The organism is Allobosea sp. 10L417, assembly GCF_056395485.1.
On record NZ_JBFTJP010000003.1, the window covers coordinates 123,489 to 141,600 of the forward strand.

Sequence of the window (18,112 nt, forward strand, 5' to 3'; positions counted from 1 at the left end):
AGCTGATCGCGACGCGCAACCGGGCCAGGCTCGTCGTGATCGTTCCGTTTCTCATCATGCTCCGCGAAGGCATCGAGGCCGCGCTGATCGTCGGCATCGTCGCGAGCTATCTGGTCCGGACCGGCCGGCGCGAGTGGCTGCCCGCGCTCTGGCTCGGGGTCGGACTCGCCTGCGCGGTGAGCCTCGCCGCCGGTGCGGCGCTCGACATCATCGTCGGTGAACTGCCGCAGCGCGGGCAGGAATTGTTCGAGGCCGTCATCGGCCTGATCGCCGCGGCGATGTTGACCTCGATGGTGTTCTGGATGCGCAAGGCGGCCCGCTCGATCAAGGGCGAGCTGCAGGCTGGCGTCGACGCCGCGCTAGCCGGCGGGCATCAAGGTCTCGCGCTGGTCGGCCTCGCCTTTCTCGCGGTGGTGCGCGAGGGGTTGGAGTCAGTCTTCTTCCTGCTCGCTATCTTCCAGCAGAACGGCGGCTGGGCTCCGGCGCTCGGCGCCACTCTGGGCATCCTGCTTGCGGCGGCAGCCGGTTACGCAATCTATGCGCTGGGCGTGAAGCTCAACCTGCGCATCTTCTTCCGCTGGACCGGCATCCTGATCCTGTTCGTCGCCGCCGGGCTCGTGGCCAATGCCGTGCGCTCCCTGCACGAAGCGGGGCTCTGGAACCATCTCCAGCAGAATGTCTACGACCTCAGCGCCACGCTGCCGGCGGATAGCCCGCTCGGCGTCGTCCTATCGGGTTTCTTGGGCTATCAGGAGCGGGCGACGCTCGGCGAAGTCATCGCCTATCTGGGCTTCCTGCTCCCGACGCTTGCCCTGTTTCTCTTTGCCGGGCGCGAAGAGCGGGGCAACGCAGTCACGCCTCGGCCCGAGGCCAGGCGCTCGCCGCGCCTGAGGCTGGCCGGCATCGGCACGCTGCTGCTGATCTGCGGCGGTGTCGGCGCCTTCATCTACGCGGCCGGAAACGGCGCGCGCCGTGGCGCCGAGGCCAGCACAAGCGACATCGCCGTCGCCATCACCGATCGCACCTGCGAGCCTTCGACGCTGACCATTCCTGCCGGCAAGGCCAGTTTCGTCGTGACAAATCGCGGCGAGCGCGTGCTGGAATGGGAAATCCTCGACGGCGTGATGGTGCTGGAGGAGCGCGAGAACATTGCGCCCGGCCAGTCCCGGCGGCTGACGACGCAGCTCCATCCCGGCGAATACGCCATCACCTGCGGGCTGCTCAGCGCGCCGCGCGGCAGGCTCGTCGTGCAGGCCTCGGCGGCGCAGCCGCGCCCTGCCCTGACGCTGATGGACATGGTCGGCCCGGCCGCCGAATATCGCGCCTTCCTGAGCGAGCGCTCGGCCGCCCTCGGCGCGGCGCTCTACGCCCTCGAGCAAGCGCACGGCGCAGGCAACGCCGAGGCTGCGGACGAGGCCCGCCGTGATGCCGCCGTGCTGCTGCCCACTTTGCGCCCGGCAACCATGGGGGATGCCAGACTCGAAGCCCTCTTCGGCAAGGTGCAGATAGCCCTCGCTGGCGAGGCCGCGGTCGCAGCGTCCGAGGTCAAGCTGGATGCCGAAGCCTTCCGCGTCGCTCTCGGCCAACGCACCGTCCTGCCCGACACGATGCTGGCAGGTGCAATCGCTCTTCTGTCCGCTCAGGACGGAGAGACGGCCTCGCCGGAGGATGTTGCCGCTGCAAGCGGCATCGCGCGGCTGCTACTGCCGTTGACGGCGCGGATCGACCCCGAGTTGGCGGCGCGGACGAAAGCCGTGCTCGCGGCCCTCCCCAATGACGCCAAGCCGGGCGGCGCGATCCGGTCGCTCGTCGAGGATCTTTCGGCCATGCGTAAGGCGCTCGCCCTCCCCGAAGCGGAGCGCAAATCATGACCAGGCCGGGCAAGAGCTTCACACCATCGCGGCGGTCGCTGCTGACGGGCGGCGCAGCGGCGATCGGGAGCGCCTCGCTGGCACGGGCGGCGAGCGAACCGGCACAGAATCCTGCGGCTGCGCCGGAGAGCGACGCGACCGCCCAGCGCCAGCCCTTTCACGGCATCCATCAATCCGGCATCGTCACGCCTCGCCCGGCGACCGGCCTGGTGGCCGCCTTCGACGTCACCGCGACCTCGCTCGACGAGCTCGAACGGCTCTTCCGGCTGCTCAGCGAACGCATCGCCTTCCTGATGCAGGGCGGGCCGGCCCCCACCGCCGATCCCGGCTTCCCCCCACCGGACAGCGGCATTCTCGGCCCGGTCATCGCACCCGACAACCTGACTATAACGGTCGCGCTCGGCGCCTCGCTCTTCGACGAGCGCTTCGGCTTAGGTCCGCTGAAGCCGAAACGCCTGCAGCGGATGAAGCGCTTCCGCAACGACGCGCTCGACGGCGCGCTCTGCCATGGCGACCTGCTGCTGCAATTCTGCGCCAACACGGCCGACACCAGCATCCACGCGCTGCGCGATATCCTGAAGAACGCGCCGGACCTCATCCTGCTGCGCTGGAAGCAGGAGGGTACTGTCCCCGTCCTCAAACCCAAGTCCAGCGGGCCGGCCGAGAGCGCCCGCAACCTGCTCGGCTTCCGCGACGGCACCGCCAATCCCGACGCCGCCGACAAGGCGTCGATGGACCGTCTCGTCTGGATTCAGCCCGGCTCGGACGAGCCGGAATGGGCCGCCAATGGCAGCTATCAGGTGGTCCGGATCATCCGGAACTTCGTCGAGCGCTGGGATCGCACGCCACTCGGCGAGCAGGAAGCGATCATGGGCCGCCAGAAGGCGAGCGGCGCGCCCTTCGGCGGCCAGCGCGAATATGACGAGCCGGTCTATGCCGACGATCTCGAGGGAAAGCGCACCAGGCTCGACGCCCATATCCGGCTCGCCAATCCGCGCCGGCCGGAGACGGAAGCCAGCCGGATGCTGCGCCGGCCCTTCAACTATTCCAACGGCGTCACCCGCGCCGGCCAGCTCGACATGGGGCTGCTCTTCATCTGCTTCCAGCAGGACCTCGAGCGCAGCTTCATCGCCGTGCAGAAGCGGCTCGATGGCGAACCGCTGGAGGAATACATCAAGCCGGTCGGCGGCGGCTATTTCTTCGCCCTGCCCGGCGTGCCCGATGCCGGAAGCTATCTCGGCGCCGGTTTGATCCGGGCCGCGCGCGGCATCGCGCCTGCCTCGGCCAGGACTTTCCCCCGCAAGACAGGAGACTGATATGAGCTTGCGCTTCGCATGGCTGGCCGGGGCCGGCCTGTTCGCCATCATCGCGGCAGGGCCGGCCTTCGCCGTCTCGCCGCTCGACCTCGTGGCACCGGTCTCCGAGTACAAGATCTATGTCTCTAAGGGCGTCGACCAGCTGGTGAAGGACACCAAGGCCTTCACCGACGCGGTCAAGGCCGGCGATCTCGCCAAGGCCAGGGCGCTCTACGCGCCGACCCGCGTCTCCTACGAAAAGATCGAGCCGGTCGCCGAGCTGTTCAGCGACCTCGACGGCAAGATCGACTCGCGCGCCGACGACCATGAGAAGAAGGAGGAAGATCCGGAGTTCACCGGCTTCCACCGCATCGAATACGGGCTCTTCGCCAAGAACAGCACGGACGGGCTCGCCCCCATCGCCGACAAGCTGCTCGCCGATGTCACCGAGTTGCAGGGCCGCATCAAGGGCCTGACGATCCCGCCGGACAAGATGGTCGGCGGCGCGGCCGTGCTGATCGAGGAGGTTGCGGCCACCAAGATCTCCGGCGAGGAAGACCGCTACAGCCACACCGACCTCTGGGACTTCCAGGCCAATGTCGACGGCGCCAAGACAATCGTCGACCTGCTGCGGCCCCTGGTCACAAAGGAAGACAAGGCGCTCGCGGCCAAGATCGACGCGAATTTCGCGACCGTCGACAAGACGCTGGCGAAGTACAAGCTCGGGGATGGCGGCTTCGAGACCTATGACAAGCTGAGCGAGACCGACCGCAAGGCGCTGGCCGCGATGATCACGACCCTGGCCGAGGACCTCTCCAAGCTGCGCGGCGTGCTCGGACTCGGCTGAGTCCCCATCGGATCTTCGAGGGAAGCGGCTTCCGCAGTTCGGGAAGCCGACCTGACACAGAACGGTCACGCGAGCGCGGCACTCGACAGGCTGGAGCCGATGCGCCATGGACGGCGCATCGGCGACAGACGCCCCTTCGCAGACATGGACAGCCTGCTCTCATGACCGACATTTCCGCCAAAAACCCGGCCGCACAGGGCCGCATCGCCCTGCTGGGCTGCCCGATCGAGGTCGGCGCCTCGCGTCGCGGCGCGCTGATGGGTCCGGCCGGCCTGCGCACGGCGGGCCTCGTGCGCGTGCTGGAAGACCTCGGCTACGCCGTCGCGGACCATGGCGACATTCTCGCGCGCGACCTGAAACCGGTGGACGGCCCGGCGCCCGACAATGCCCGCTTCTACCATGAGATCGCCGCCTGGATGCGCGCGCTGAGCGCCGGCGCCTATGAGCTTGCCCGCACCGGCGACACGCCGATCTTCCTCGGCGGCGATCACAGCCTGTCGATGGGCTCGGTCAATGGCGTTGCCCGCTACTGGCAGGAGCAGGGCCGCAAGCTCTTCGTGCTCTGGCTCGACGCCCATGCCGATTTCAACATGCCGGCGATCTCGCCCTCCGGGAATATGCACGGCATGTCCTCCGCCTTCCTCTGCGGCGAAGCCGGCCTCGACGACCTGCTCGGCTCCGAGCCGCGCGCTTCGATCTCGCCGGAGCAGCTCAGCCTCTTCGGCATCCGCTCGATCGACCCGCTGGAGAAGGCGGCGGTGAAGGCACGCGGCGTCGATATCGCCGACATGCGCGCCATCGACGAGCACGGCGTCGGCGTGCTGATCCGCAAGGTGATCGACAAGGTGCGCGCGGCGGATGGCGTGCTCCATGTCAGCTTCGACGTCGATTTCATCGACCCGCCGCTGGCGCCCGGCGTCGGCACCACCGTGCCGGGCGGCGCGACCTATCGCGAGGCGCATCTGGTGATGGAGCTGCTGCACGATTCCGGGCTGGTGCGCTCGATGGACATCGTCGAGCTCAACCCCTTCCTCGACGATCGCGGCCAGACGGCCCGCCTCGCCGTCGAGCTCGCCGGCAGCCTGTTCGGCCAGCAGATCACCGACCGGCAGACGCCGTCGAACGCCATCGGCGCAGCCTGAATCCAAAAACGAAAACACCGTGCGCCTCGATGGGCGCACGGTGCTTCAATGCGTTTCACGCCTCGGGCGTGGCGGCCTTACACCGCCAGCGCGAAGCCGTCCTTGCGATGGTCGGAGGCGCCGAACATCACGCCACGCTTGTGGTCGACCCAGATCGCCTGGCATCCGCCGAGAGGCTCCTCTGCCCAGACCACGTCATGGCCGCGCGCCTTGAGATCGGCGGCGACAGCGGCCGGGATCGTCGTTTCCAGCGAGAGCTTGCCGTCATAGGCGAAGCTGCGCGGCGCATCCGAGGCCTGCTGCGGATCGAGGCCGCGGTCGAGAATGCCGGACAGGAAATGGACATGGCCCGTCGACTGATACTGGCCGCCCATCACGCCCATCGGCATGATCGCCTTGCCGTCCTTGGCCAGCATGCCCGGAATGATCGTGTGGAAGGGGCGCTTGCGCGGCGCGATGGCGTTGGGGTGCCCCTCGATCAGCCGGAAGCCGGAGCCGCGATTCTGCAGCATGACGCCGGCCTTCGATGCGTAGATGCCGCTGCCGAAGGCGGAGAACAGCGAATTGATGAAGGACACCATGTTGCCGTCGCCGTCGACGACGCAGAGATAGATCGTGTCCTTGTGCAGGGGCATGTCGAAGGCTTCCGCCGCCGCCGCCTTCTCGAGGCTGATCTCCTTGCGGATGCGGCTGACGAACTGGTCGGAAAGGAAAGCCCCGGTGTCGAAGGGGCTGACGGTGGGGTCGGCCACCAGCGCGTCGCGCTGGCGATAGGCGGCCTTGCTGGCTTCGGCCAGGAGATGGATGCGATCGGCTTCGCTCAGCGCCCCGTCCTTGAGGTCGAAGCCTTCGAGGATGCGCGCGATCAGTAGCGCGGCGATGCCCTGGCCGTTCGGCGGGCATTCCCAGAGGCGGTGGCCGCGATAATCCGCGCCGATCGGATCGACATAATCGGACTTCGCAGCGGCGAAGTCATCGAGCCCGATCAGGCTGCCGGCGCCCTTGAGCACCGCGACCATGTCCTCGGCGAGCTCACCTTCGTAGAAGGCTGAGCGGCCCTCGCGGGCGATGCGGCGCAGCGTCCTGCCGAGCGCCGGATGGACCATCTTGTCGCCGACGGCAGGGGGATTGCCGCCCGGCAGGTAGACGGCGTTGCCGAGCCCGTGCTTCTCGATGCGACCGCGGGCCTTCGCCCAGTCGAGCGCGACGCGCGGCGTCACCACGAAGCCCTCCTCGGCGGCGCGGATCGCCGGCGCGAAGATCTCGTCGAGGCTCTTGCTGCCATGGTCGGCGACGAGGCGGCACCAGGCGTCGATGGCGCCGGGCACGGTGACCGCATGGGGCGAATCCGCGGCGATCGCGGTCATGCCCTGGCCGAGGAACCAGCCGAGTTCAGCCTTGGCGGYGGAGCGGCCGGAGCCGTTGAGCGCGACCATCTTGCCTTTGGCCGGCGCATAGATCGCGAAGCAGTCGCCGCCGATGCCGGTCATGTGCGGATCGACCACGGCCTGGACGGCGACCGCCGCGATGGCAGCGTCGATGGCGTTGCCGCCGGCGCGCAGGATATCGACGGCGGCCAGTGTCGAGGCGGGATGCGAGGTCGCCGCCATGCCGCGGTCACCGACCGCAACCGGCCGGCCCGGAACCATGAAATCGCGCTTGCCCCAACTCATCCGTCGTCTCCGCCTCTACCGCGCCTTCGTTTCGGGGGCGCTCGTTTCGCACAAGGCTTTGGCGCGCCGGCCGGGGGCTTGGCAATCCCGCCCCGCGCATGGCCGACATAACCGCGCCAAAGACAGGCAGCCCTCATCCTGAGGAGCGTCGCAGGCGCGTCTCGAAGGATGTTCGCGGAGGCTCCGGACCATCGGGAGCATCCTTCGATACGCCGCGGGCGCGGCGCCTCAGAATGAGGACTCGCACAGCTGGAGCGCCTTCCGCACCAGCGCCAGCGCGGCCGGGACGATTGACATCGCGGTACAGCGGGCTATCGCCGCCCGAGAGGACGAGCTGCCATGCAAGACTACATCCGCAAGATCATCGGAGCGCGCGTCTACGACGTCGCGATCGAGAGCCCGCTCGACCCGCTGCCGCGGCTTTCGGCCCGGATCGGCGGGCAGGCGCTGCTGAAGCGCGAGGATCTACAGCCCGTCTTCTCGTTCAAGCTGCGCGGCGCCTACAACAAGATGGCCGGCCTCTCGACCGAGGAGGCCGAGCGCGGCGTGATCTGCGCCTCGGCCGGCAATCACGCGCAGGGCGTGGCGCTGGCGGCGCGCAAGCTCGCCATGAAGGCGACCATCGTGATGCCGCGCACCACGCCCGACATCAAGGTGCAGGCGGTGCGCAGCCTCGGCGGGCGTGTCGTGCTGCATGGCGAGAATTTCGACGAAGCCTATGGCCATGCCCGCAAGCTCGAGGCCGAAAAGGGGCGGACCTTCGTCCACCCCTATGACGATCCGGACGTCATCGCCGGCCAGGGCACGGTCGGCATGGAAATCCTGCGCCAGCATCCCGATCCGATCGAGGCGATCTTCGTGCCGATCGGCGGCGGCGGGCTCGCGGCCGGCGTCGCGGTCTACGCCAAGTTCCTGCGGCCCGAGATCAAGGTGATCGGCGTCGAGCCGCAGGATGCCGCCTCCATGGCCGGCGCCATCGCGGCGGGCGAGCGCATCGTGCTCGATCAGGTCGGGCTCTTCGCCGACGGCGTCGCGGTGCGGCAGGCGGGCGAGGAAACATTCCGGCTCTGCCGCGAACTGCTCGACGAGGTCGTCACCGTCTCGACCGACGAGATCTGCGCGGCGGTGAAGGACATCTTCGAGGATACCCGCGCCATTGCCGAGCCTTCCGGTGCCGTCAGCCTCGCGGGGCTGAAGGCCTATGCGGCGCGTGGGGCCAAACGCGCCGGCGCGCTGATCGCGATCAATAGCGGCGCCAACATGAATTTCGACCGCTTGCGCCATATCGCCGAGCGGGCCGAGATCGGCGAGCATCGCGCAGCGCTGCTGGCGGTGACCATCCCCGAAAAGCCCGGCAGCTACCGCGCCTTCATTCAGTTGCTGGGCAGGCGCGCCATAACCGAGTTCAACTACCGCTATTCCGATCCCAAGGCGGCGCGCATCTTCGTCGGCGTGCAGCTGTCCGAGGGCGAGGCCGAGAAGCGCCAGATCATCGCGATGCTGGGCGAGCACGGCTATCCCGTGCTCGACATGAGCGACAACGAACTCGCCAAGCTGCATATCCGCTACATGGTCGGCGGCAAGGCGCCAGGGCTCGGCGACGAATTGCTGTTCCGGTTCCAATTCCCCGAACGGCCGGGCGCGCTGCTGAAATTCCTGAACAGCCTCTCGGCCGACTGGAACATCTCGCTGTTCCACTACCGCAACCACGGCGCCGATTACGGCCGCGTGCTCGCCGGCGTCCAGATACCTCTGGCCCAGCGCAGCCAACTGACCAAGCGGCTCGATGCGCTCGGCTACCCCTATTGGAGCGAGAGCGAAAACCCGGCCTATCTTTCCTTCCTGTCGGAGCGCACCGGTGCGGATTGATCACCAGGCCGCCGCCCTGCAGCCCTCATCCTGAGGAGCGCCGCAGGCGCATCTCGAAGGATGGTCCGGGAGGCTCCGGAACCATCTGGATCATCCTTCGATGCAGCCCTTCGGGCTTCCTCAGGATGAGGGCTGAGTGTTTACAACCGAGCTGTAAGGTCAGGGCATGACGCTCGAACAACTCCGCATCTTCGTCGCCGTCGCCGAGCGGGAGCATCTGACGCAAGGCGCCCGCGCCCTCAACCTCACGCAATCGGCCGTGAGTTCCGCGATCGCGACGCTGGAGGCGCGCTACGCGACCAAGCTGTTCGACAGGATCGGCCGGCGCATCGCGCTGACCGATGCCGGCCGCCTCTTTCTGACCGAGGCCCGCGCCGTGCTGACACGGGCAGCAGCAGCCGAAGCGGTGCTCTCCGATCTCTCGGGACTCGCCCGTGGCTCGCTCGCACTGATGGCGAGCCAGACCGTCGCGAATTACTGGCTGCCGCCGCTGATCCAGCGCTTTCGCCGGGAGCATCCCGGCATCACGGTCTCGCTTGCCATCGGCAACACCGAAACGGTGAGCGCCGCCATCCAGAACGGCGACGCCGATCTCGGCTTCATCGAAGGCGAGATCGACGATCCGGCCCTCGCCATGACCGCGGTGGCGGAGGACGAACTCGTCATCATCGTTCCGGCCGGTCATCCCTGGGCGCAGACGCCTCCCTCACCCGCTGAACTCAAGCAGGGCGCCTGGGTGCTGCGCGAGCCCGGCTCCGGCACGCGCGCCATGTTCGAGGCGGCGCTGCCGGGGCTCGGCCTTGTCGCGACGGACCTTGCTGTCGCGCTCGAACTGCCGTCGAACGAAGCGATCTGCGCCGCGGTCGCCGCCGGTGCGGGCACCACCGCGATCTCGCGGCTCGTCGCCGCCAATGCCATCGCGGCAGGGCGCCTCGTCACGGTCGCGCTGCCATTGCCGAAGCGCCGCTTCCTCGCGCTGCGCCACAAGGAACGCTACCTCGCCAAGGCGGCAGCAGCCTTTCTCGCGCTGGCTGAAAACAACAAGCACTGAACGTCCTCGCGCTGCCCCGCCACCGCGGCGCGGTTGACAATGATGAAATGTTATAATGTAACAAATTTTCATTCATCAGACCGGACTTCCTCCGATGGCTTCGTCTCCCCTCCTCGTCGACCGGCGCCTGCCGGTCACCGTCCTCTCCGGCTTTCTCGGCGCCGGCAAGACCACGCTGCTCAACCACATCCTCAACAACCGCGAGGGCCGGCGCGTCGCCGTCATCGTCAACGACATGAGCGAGGTGAATATCGACGCCGATCTCGTGCGCGAGGGCGGCGCCGACCTCTCCAAGACCGAGGAGAGCCTGGTCGAGATGAGCAATGGCTGCATCTGCTGCACGCTGCGCGACGACCTGCTGACCGAAGTGCGCCGCCTCGCCGAGGAGCGGAAATTCGACTACCTGCTGATCGAGGGAACCGGCATAGCCGAGCCGCTGCCGATCGCCGCGACCTTCTCCTTCCGCGACGAGGAAGACCGCTCGCTCGACGATGTCGCCCGCCTCGACACCATGGCGACGGTGGTCGACGCACTGAACCTCCTCGAGGATTACGACAGCCGCGACTTCCTCGGCGACCGCGGCGAGACGGCCGGCGACGGCGACGAACGGACGCTGGTCGATCTGCTCGTCGAACAGATCGAGTTCGCCGATGTCGTGGTGATCAACAAGGCCGGCGAGGTTTCACTCGAGGAGCTGGACAAGGTCAGGCAGGTGGTGCGTGGCCTCAATGCCGACGCCCGCATCGTCGAGGCCGATTTCGGCCGCGTTCCGCCCGACCGGCTGCTCGATACCAAGCTCTACAGCGAGGAGAAGGCGCAGACCCATCCGCTCTGGCACAAGGAGCTCTACGGCTTCCGCGACCATGAGCCCGAGACCGAGGAATATGGCATTCGCTCCTTCGTCTACCGGGCGCGACGGCCGTTCCATCCGGCGAAACTGCACGGCTTCATGGGCAGGCGCCTGCCCGGCGTGATCCGGGCCAAGGGCCATTTCTGGCTGGCGAGCCGGCCACACTGGGTTGGCGAATACTCATTGGCCGGGCGCATCACCCGCACAGAGGGCATGGGGCGCTGGTGGGCGTCAGTGCCCAGGGAGCGCTGGCCCCGCTCGGAGGAATTCCAATCCTTGATGAACAAGCACTGGTCGCCGACATGGGGCGACCGGCGCCAGGAGATGGTGTTCATCGGCGGCCTCGAGATGGACGAGGCGGCGATCCGCACCGAACTCGATTCCTGCCTGACCGGGAGCCCCAGCACAGGGCTGACGCAGGCGCTGCTCGGGCTCGAAGACCCGTTCCCGCGCTGGGAGCGGGACGCGGCGTAAGTCCAAACGTCGCTGTCATCCCGGACGGAGCTAAGCGGAGATCCGGGATCCATGCCTGAACCTCTTGTGGAAGCGCTCTGGCATGGATCCCGGGTTCAAGCCCGGGATGACGACGTGGTTACAGCGACCACCACCAAGCCGGATGGCCTCACGCCGCCGCGACGGCGCTAGGCGCGGCGCGCATCAGCATGCCGAAGAGATCGCGCGGATCGTCGGGGTCCGCGATCAGGTCGAGATCGACATAGGTGCCGGCCTCGCGGATGCGTTCGTGGACATAGCGCAGCGCCGAAAAATCCTCGATGGCGAAGCCGACCGAGTCGAACAGCGTGATCTGGCTGGCATCGGTGCGGCCCGCCGCCGCCCCAGTGATGACCTTCCAGAGCTCCTCGACCGGATGGTCGGCGTCGAGCTGCTGGATATCGCCCTCGATGCGGGTCTGCGGCGGGTATTCGACGAAGATCGAGGAGCGCAGCAGCACGTCGCGGTGAATCTCGGTCTTGCCGGGGCAGTCTCCGCCGACCGCGTTGATGTGGACGCCGGCGCCGACCATGTTGTCGGTCAGGATCGTCGCATATTGCTTGTCGGCGGTGACGGTGGTGACGATCTCGGCGCCCTCGACCGCTTCCATCGCCGTGGCGCAGCGCGTGATCCTGAAACCGTGGCGCGCGAGGTTGCGGGCGCATTTCTCGGTCGCGGCGGGATCGACGTCATAGAGCCGCAGATTTTCGATGCCGAGCAGGGCGCGGAAGGCGAAGGCCTGGAATTCCGACTGGGCGCCATTGCCGATGATCGCCATCGTCGCCGCGTTCTTGGGCGCAAGGTGCTTGGCCGCGACGGCTGACATCGCCGCCGTGCGCAGCGCGGTCAGGAAGGTCATCTCCGAGAGCAGGACGGGATAGCCCGTCGCGACATCCGAGAGCAGGCCGAAGGCGGTGACGGTCTGGAGACCAGCCTTCATGTTCTTGGGGTGGCCGTTGACGTATTTGAAGCCGTAGAGCTTGCCGTCGCTGGTCGGCATCAGCTCGATCACGCCTTCGAGGCTGTGGGAGGCGATGCGCGGCGTCTTGTCGAAGATCTCCCAGCGCCGGAAATCGTCCTCGATATAGGCGGCGATGTCGGCCAGCATCCGCTCGATGCCGATCGCATGGACCAGCTTCATCATGTGGTCGACGCTGACGAAAGGCACGACGTTGAGCTGCTGAATCATGGGTCCCCGCGCTGTTCTCGTTGAAGGGGCCATTGTCCTCGTTTTCGGCGGCAGCCGAAAGAAGCCAGAATGATCCTATCGGCGCCGATATTGATCGAAACGGCAAACAGAATTATCCATTTCGGGCGATGGACGATCTAGACCGCAAGCTCATCACCCTGCTGCGTCATGACGGGCGCCGCAGCATCTCGGACCTCGCGGCCGATCTCGGCCTGACGCGGGCGACCGTGCGCGCACGGCTGGAAAAGCTGGAGCAGTCCGGCGAGATCATCGGCTTCACCGTGATCCTGCGCTCGGACGCGATCGATCTGCCGGTGCGCGGCATCACCATGATCGAGATCGCCGGCCAGGCCGCGGATTCGGTGATCGACGCGCTCTCCGGCTTCACCGAGGTCTCCAGCATTCACACCACCAACGGCAACTGGGACCTCGTGGTCGAGCTCGGCACCTCCGACCTGATCGCCTTCGACCAAGTGCTCCGGCGCATCCGCCTGATCCCCGGCGTCACCAACAGCGAGACCAGCCTGCTGCTGGCGACGCCGCGCAGCGTCAAGGCGCGGCTGTAGAAGTCAATCTGCGCGAACCACGCCGTCATCCCGGGCGGAGCAAAGCGTAGACCCGGGATCCATCGTAGGGCCCCCGCACTCTACGATGGATCCCGGATCGGCGCCGCTGGCGCGGCTTGTCCGGGATGACGCGGAGGGTTTGGCGGATGCCGAACGACACCGGTCGCCCCACAAGAAGCGCCGCTGCATGGCCGCCATCCGCAAATGCGACACGCTGCCCCGTGACAGGCACGCGCCGCCCCCCTAACGTGCGTCCCGTCAGACGAAAGCGTCGATGGCGGCCGGCGATGCATGATCGCGCAAGGCCGCCCGTTCACGTCCGACATCGACAGTTCCTTGCTTGGGGCATGGACCGCCGGTCGCTTCCCGGCCGGCTCCTCGCGCTTTGAGCCAAGACATGTTCAGGGAGATCAGACCATGGCGCATGAACTCGAATTCTATATCGATGGCCAGTGGGTGAAGCCGTCGGGCAATCGCACGCTCGGCGTGATCGACCCCTCGAACGAAGAAGCCTTCGCCACGATCGCGCTGGGCGAGCAGGCCGATGTCGACAAGGCCGTCGCCGCCGCCCGCGCCGCCTTCCCGGCCTTCGCGAAGACCTCCAAGGCCGAGCGCCTCGCCCTGATGCGCCGCCTCGCCGAGGCCTACAAGAAGCGCTACGACGACATCGCCAATGTCCTTTCGCGCGAGATGGGCGCGCCGAAGGAGCTGGCGCACCGGGCGCAGGCCGCGATGGGCACGGCCCATCTCGCCAAGATGATCGAGACCCTCGAAAACTTCGAGTTCGAGGAGCTGCGCGGTACCACCCTGATCGCCAAGGAGCCGATCGGCGTCGTCGGCATGATCACGCCGTGGAACTGGCCGCTCAACCAGATCATGTGCAAGGTCGCGCCGGCGCTGGCCGCCGGCTGCACGATGGTGCTGAAGCCCTCCGAGATCGCGCCGCTCAACGCGCTGATCTTCGCCGAGGCGATGGAGGAGGCCGGCGTGCCGAAGGGCGTGTTCAACCTCGTCAACGGCGACGGCCCGACGGTCGGCGAAGCCATCTCCCGGCATCCCGGCGTCGACATGGTTTCCTTCACCGGCTCGACCCGCGCCGGCATCCTCGTCGCCAAGGCGGCGGCGGATACGGTCAAGCGCGTGCATCAGGAGCTCGGCGGCAAGTCGGCCAACATCATCCTGGATGATGCCGATTTGAAGAAATCGGTGAAGCTCGGCGTCGAGAGCGTGATGCGCAACTCCGGCCAGTCCTGCAACGCGCCGACCCGGATGTTCGTGCCGGAGAAGCTGCATGAGGAAGCCCTCGCCATCGCCAAGCAGGTCGCCGAGCCGCTCAAGGTCGGGGCTCCCTCCGCGGACGGCGTCTTCCTCGGCCCGGTCGTCAGCGAGGTCCAGTACGAGAAGATCCAGCGCCTGATCGAGGCCGGCATCAAGGAAGGCGCGACGCTCGTCACCGGCGGCCCGGGCCGTCCGGAAGGACTGAACCGCGGCTATTATGTCCGCCCGACAGTGTTCGGCGCCGTCACCGACGAGATGACCATCGCGCGCGAGGAAATCTTCGGGCCCGTGCTCTCGATCCTGCCCTACAAGAGCGACGACGAGGTGGTGGAGCGCGCCAACGACACGCCCTACGGCCTTGCGGCCTATGTCCAGTCCGGCTCGCAGGATCGCGCCCGCAAGGTCGCGTCGCAGATGCGCGCGGGCAATGTCTACATCAACTACCCGGCCTGGGACGCGGGCGCGCCGTTCGGCGGCTACAAGCAGTCCGGCAACGGCCGCGAATACGCCGATTTCGGCCTCGAGGAGTTCCTCGAGATCAAGGGCACGGTCGGTTACGCCGCGGCCTGATCGGTTCACCGCGTGTCTTTCCGGGGCGGGCCGTCAGGCCCGAGCCCGGAGCCCGTGAACACGCGGCTCCCGTCATGGTCGGGCTTGTCCCGACCATCCACGTCTTCGCTGGTCGAAAGCCTCTTTCAAGACGTGGATGCTCGCCACGAGGGCGAGCATGACGGCGTGGTTCCCATTGATGCGCCCGGTGGACGAAACGCCACCGGGCCTTCATTTTATGACCGATTCAATCGATTGAGAGGCAGAGGCCATGGTCAATTCCAACCGCTATGACGCGATGCGCTACAATCGCTGCGGCCGCAGCGGGCTGCAATTGCCGGCGCTGTCGCTCGGCCTCTGGCAGAATTTCGGCGAGACCGGTGCCCACGCCAATATGCGCGAGATCTGCCGCACGGCCTTCGATCTCGGCATCACCCATTTCGACCTCGCCAACAATTACGGGCCGCCGCCCGGTTCGGCCGAGACCGCCTTCGGCGAGATCCTGAAGCAGGATTTCGACGGGCTTCGCGACGAGCTGGTGATCTCGACCAAGGCCGGCTACCGGATGTGGCCGGGCCCCTATGGCGAATGGGGCAGCCGCAAATACCTGATCTCCAGCCTCGACCAGAGCCTGAAGCGGATGAAGCTCGACTATGTCGATATCTTCTATTCGCACCGCTTCGACCCGAACACGCCGCTGGAAGAGACGATGGGCGCGCTCGATGCCATCGTGCGCCAGGGCAAGGCGCTCTATGTCGGGCTTTCTTCCTACAACTCCAAGCGCACGCAGGAGGCGGTCGCGATCCTGCGCCGCCTCGGCACGCCCTGCCTGATCCATCAGCCGAGCTATTCAATGCTCAATCGCTGGATCGAGCAGGACGGTTTGCTCGACACGCTCGACGCGGAAGGGATCGGCTCGATCGTGTTCTCGCCGCTGGCGCAGGGCATGCTGACCGACAAGTACCTCAAGGGCGTGCCAGCCGGCAGCCGCGCCGACAAGAAGGCGCCCTCCTTCCGCGAGGGCTTCCTCAGCGAGGCCAATCTCAAGAGCATCGCGGCGCTGAACGAGATCGCGAGGGCGCGCGGCCAGAGCCTCGCCCAGATGGCGATCACCTGGGTGCTACGCGGCGGGCGCGTCACCTCGGCGCTGATCGGCGCGAGCCGGCCGGAGCAGGTGACGGACTGCGTCGCGGCGCTGAAGAACCCGGAATTTTCCGCCGAAGAGCTGGCGGCGATCGACAGGCACGCCGTCGAGGGCGGCGTCAATATCTGGGCAGCTTCGGCGGAACGGTGACGCTGCCCGTCATGCTCGGGCTTGACCCGAGCATCTCTTCGACCAGTGCGTCCCGAGATTCTCGGGTCGCCGCTGCGCGGCGCCCGAGAATGACGGCACGGCTCAATCCTCCTCCGCCACCGCCGCGATCGGCAGGGCGCTAGAGCGCTTCACCTGCCCCAGCGCGAAGCTCGATTCGATCGAGGCGACGCCATCGAGGCGAGTAAGCTTGTCCTTGAGGAAGCGCTCATAGGCTGGCAGATCGCGCACCACGATGCGCAGGAGATAGTCACGCTGGCCGGTCATCAGATAGCAGTCGACCACCTCGGGCCAGCGCGCCACGGCTTGCGAGAAGCGGTCGAGCTCGTCCTCGCGCTGGCGCTCCAGCTTGATCGAGACGAAGACGCTGATCGGCAGCCCGACCTTGGTCTGGTCGATGATCGCCGCGTAGCCCTGGATGACGCCGGCTTCCTCCAGCATGCGGATGCGGCGCGCGCAGGGCGAAGCCGAGAGGCCGATCCGCTGGGCGAGGTCCTGCACCGAAAGGCGCGAATTGATCTGCAGTTCCGCGATGATCTTGCGGTCGAGCGCATCGAGGCGCAGGCGTGCCATTCCCTGTCTCCGGTCCCGGCTGACTTGGCTCTCTTACAGGAGCGGCTGCTGGCTACCATCTGCATCGCGGCGGTGCCAGACGGCAGCAACGACATGCCACTGGCGCGGATGGGCCGTCCGCGCTATGCGATACCTACAATCGCGGGAATGTATGGAATTGGTTCGGGCGAAGGCCGCTAGCGACGAAGCGCTCCACTGGGTCGGCCGGCTCGACCCGGCGGCAGGACCGCGCTACCTCCAGATCGTCGCACAGCTCGAGCGGGCGGTTGCAGACGGGCTGCTCAGGCCGGGCGACCGTCTGCCACCGCAGCGCCGGCTGGCCGAACATCTCGCGGTCGATCTCACCACGGTCACGCGCGCCTTCGGCGAGGCTCGCGAGCGCGGCCTGACCGACGCTGTGACGGGGCGCGGCTCCTTCATCTCCGCGCGGCAGGAGCAGAAAGGGCCGCCGCTCGACCTCAGCATGACGATCCCGCCCGCCCCCAAGGGCCTGCGGCTGGGCGAGCTGATGCAACGCGGCATTGCCGAAATCCTGGCGCGCAGCGATGCCGACCAACTGATGAACTATCATGGCGGCGCGGGATCGCTGGCCGAGCGCGCGGCCGGAGCGGCCTGGCTCGCGCCGCTCATGGGCTCAATCGCGCCGCTGCGGATCGCCGTGGTGCCGGGCGCCCAGCCCGGGCTCAACGCGCTGCTCTCGCTGCTGGCCCGGCCCGGCGAAACGATCCTGATGGAACCCCTCGCCTATCCCGGCCTGATCGGCGCGGCGCGGCAGCGTGCTCTCTCCATGGTGCCCGTGACCAGCGACGCGGATGGACCGCTGCCGGACGCACTGGACGAAGCTGCCGCCCGTCTTGGCGCGCGACTGTTCGCGCTGACGCCGACGCTGCAGAATCCGACCTGCATCACGCTGTCCGAACGGCGGCGGCGGGACCTCGTCGCGGTAGCCCGACGGCGTGACCTCATCCTGATCGAGGACGATCCCTACAGCCTGCTCGCCGGCGATGCGCCCGCGCCGCTGGCCGCGCTGGCACCCGAGCGGACATGGCATGTCGCAACCTTGTCGAAGGTGCTGACGCCCGGCCTGCGCACGGCCTTCGTCGTCATGCCGGAGCGAGCCGACGGCGCTCCGTTCCTCGCCGCCCTGCGCGCGACGGCGCTGATGCCCCCGCCTCTGATGACGGCGCTCGCCGCGCACTGGATCAGGATTGGCGCGGCCAAGGATCTGCTGGAGGGCGTCCGGCGCGAGGCAGCCGAGCGACAATTACTGGCGCGGGAAATCCTGCCGGAGACGATGCAGGGCCATCCGCATGCGCTGCATGTCTGGCAGACCTTGCCTGCCCATTGGGAGCGCAACAGCCTGATTGGGCGCGCCCGCGTCGCCGGGCTCGGCGTGATGGCCGCCGATGCGTTCAGCACGGACGGCGCGGCGCCGGACGCGATCCGGATCGCGCTCGGTGCGATACCGGAGCGGGCGAGGCTGGCGGAGGCACTGAGCCTTCTCGCCGGCCTGATCCGCGACGGTGGGCAAGCCGGGCGCTGAGCGCCCGATCAG

Annotated in this window: 14 protein-coding genes and 1 pseudogene; 12 read left to right on the forward strand and 3 right to left on the reverse strand. The window is 67.5% G+C overall.

Annotation, left to right across the window (positions count from 1 at the left end; genetic code table 11):
* Positions 1–35: 35 nt before the first annotated feature.
* From efeU to rocF, 5 genes and pseudogenes are all read left to right on the forward strand, one after another.
* Positions 36–821 (forward strand): annotated as a pseudogene (efeU, locus tag AC1DE3_RS11105) (iron uptake transporter permease EfeU); the annotation flags it as partial.
* Positions 822–944: 123 nt separating this feature from the next.
* The gene (locus tag AC1DE3_RS11110) at positions 945–1,871 is read left to right on the forward strand and encodes a cupredoxin domain-containing protein (protein WP_441510092.1); all 927 of its coding nucleotides are present in this window, start codon (positions 945–947) and stop codon (positions 1,869–1,871) included.
* Positions 1,868–3,187, forward strand: coding sequence for an iron uptake transporter deferrochelatase/peroxidase subunit (gene efeB, locus AC1DE3_RS11115; protein WP_476779785.1), 1,320 nt, complete (start codon positions 1,868–1,870; stop codon positions 3,185–3,187). The genes AC1DE3_RS11110 and efeB overlap by 4 nt, the downstream gene beginning before the upstream one ends.
* A 1-nt stretch (position 3,188) precedes the next feature.
* Positions 3,189–4,013, forward strand: a complete 825-nt coding sequence (efeO, locus tag AC1DE3_RS11120; protein WP_476779784.1) for an iron uptake system protein EfeO — start codon at positions 3,189–3,191, stop codon at positions 4,011–4,013.
* Positions 4,014–4,174: 161 nt separating this feature from the next.
* Positions 4,175–5,155, forward strand: a complete 981-nt coding sequence (gene rocF / locus AC1DE3_RS11125) for an arginase (protein WP_441509340.1) — start codon at positions 4,175–4,177, stop codon at positions 5,153–5,155.
* A gap of 77 nt (positions 5,156–5,232) precedes the next feature.
* Here rocF and ggt read toward each other — a convergent pair whose 3' ends face one another.
* Positions 5,233–6,828 carry a gamma-glutamyltransferase gene (gene ggt, locus AC1DE3_RS11130; RefSeq protein WP_476852390.1) on the reverse strand — a complete coding sequence of 532 codons (1,596 nt, stop codon included), beginning with the start codon at positions 6,826–6,828 and terminating at the stop codon, positions 5,233–5,235.
* 339 nt (positions 6,829–7,167) lie between these two features.
* On the opposite strand from ggt, the gene ilvA reads away from it, so the two are divergent.
* From ilvA to AC1DE3_RS11145, 3 genes are all read left to right on the forward strand, one after another.
* On the forward strand, positions 7,168–8,697 hold the full coding sequence (gene ilvA, locus AC1DE3_RS11135) for a threonine ammonia-lyase, biosynthetic (RefSeq protein ID WP_476852391.1): 1,530 nt from the start codon (positions 7,168–7,170) through the stop codon (positions 8,695–8,697).
* Positions 8,698–8,863: 166 nt separating this feature from the next.
* Positions 8,864–9,748 carry a LysR family transcriptional regulator gene (locus AC1DE3_RS11140; RefSeq protein WP_441509343.1) on the forward strand — a complete coding sequence of 295 codons (885 nt, stop codon included), beginning with the start codon at positions 8,864–8,866 and terminating at the stop codon, positions 9,746–9,748.
* A gap of 94 nt (positions 9,749–9,842) precedes the next feature.
* Positions 9,843–11,072, forward strand: a complete 1,230-nt coding sequence (locus AC1DE3_RS11145; protein ID WP_441509344.1) for a GTP-binding protein — start codon at positions 9,843–9,845, stop codon at positions 11,070–11,072.
* 148 nt (positions 11,073–11,220) lie between these two features.
* Here AC1DE3_RS11145 and AC1DE3_RS11150 read toward each other — a convergent pair whose 3' ends face one another.
* On the reverse strand, positions 11,221–12,279 hold the full coding sequence (locus AC1DE3_RS11150; RefSeq protein WP_441509345.1) for an ornithine cyclodeaminase: 1,059 nt from the start codon (positions 12,277–12,279) through the stop codon (positions 11,221–11,223).
* Positions 12,280–12,407: 128 nt separating this feature from the next.
* Between AC1DE3_RS11150 and AC1DE3_RS11155 the strand changes: the two genes are divergently transcribed.
* The 3 genes from AC1DE3_RS11155 (at position 12,408) to mgrA (ending at position 15,966) form a co-directional block, all read left to right on the forward strand.
* The gene (locus AC1DE3_RS11155; RefSeq protein WP_441509346.1) at positions 12,408–12,845 is read left to right on the forward strand and encodes an Lrp/AsnC family transcriptional regulator; all 438 of its coding nucleotides are present in this window, start codon (positions 12,408–12,410) and stop codon (positions 12,843–12,845) included.
* A 417-nt stretch (positions 12,846–13,262) separates the two neighbouring features.
* On the forward strand, positions 13,263–14,693 hold the full coding sequence (locus AC1DE3_RS11160; RefSeq protein WP_441509347.1) for an aldehyde dehydrogenase family protein: 1,431 nt from the start codon (positions 13,263–13,265) through the stop codon (positions 14,691–14,693).
* Between the two features lie 250 nt (positions 14,694–14,943).
* Positions 14,944–15,966 carry an L-glyceraldehyde 3-phosphate reductase gene (mgrA, locus tag AC1DE3_RS11165; RefSeq protein ID WP_441509348.1) on the forward strand — a complete coding sequence of 341 codons (1,023 nt, stop codon included), beginning with the start codon at positions 14,944–14,946 and terminating at the stop codon, positions 15,964–15,966.
* 102 nt (positions 15,967–16,068) lie between these two features.
* On the opposite strand, the gene AC1DE3_RS11170 is transcribed toward mgrA, so the two are convergent.
* Entirely contained in the window at positions 16,069–16,557 is a 489-nt protein-coding gene (locus AC1DE3_RS11170; RefSeq protein ID WP_441509349.1) for an Lrp/AsnC family transcriptional regulator, read from the reverse strand.
* A gap of 151 nt (positions 16,558–16,708) precedes the next feature.
* On the opposite strand from AC1DE3_RS11170, the gene AC1DE3_RS11175 reads away from it, so the two are divergent.
* A complete protein-coding gene (locus tag AC1DE3_RS11175) occupies positions 16,709–18,100 on the forward strand; it encodes an aminotransferase-like domain-containing protein (RefSeq protein WP_441509350.1) in 1,392 nt (463 codons plus the stop codon).
* The last annotated feature ends 12 nt before the right edge of the window (positions 18,101–18,112 follow it).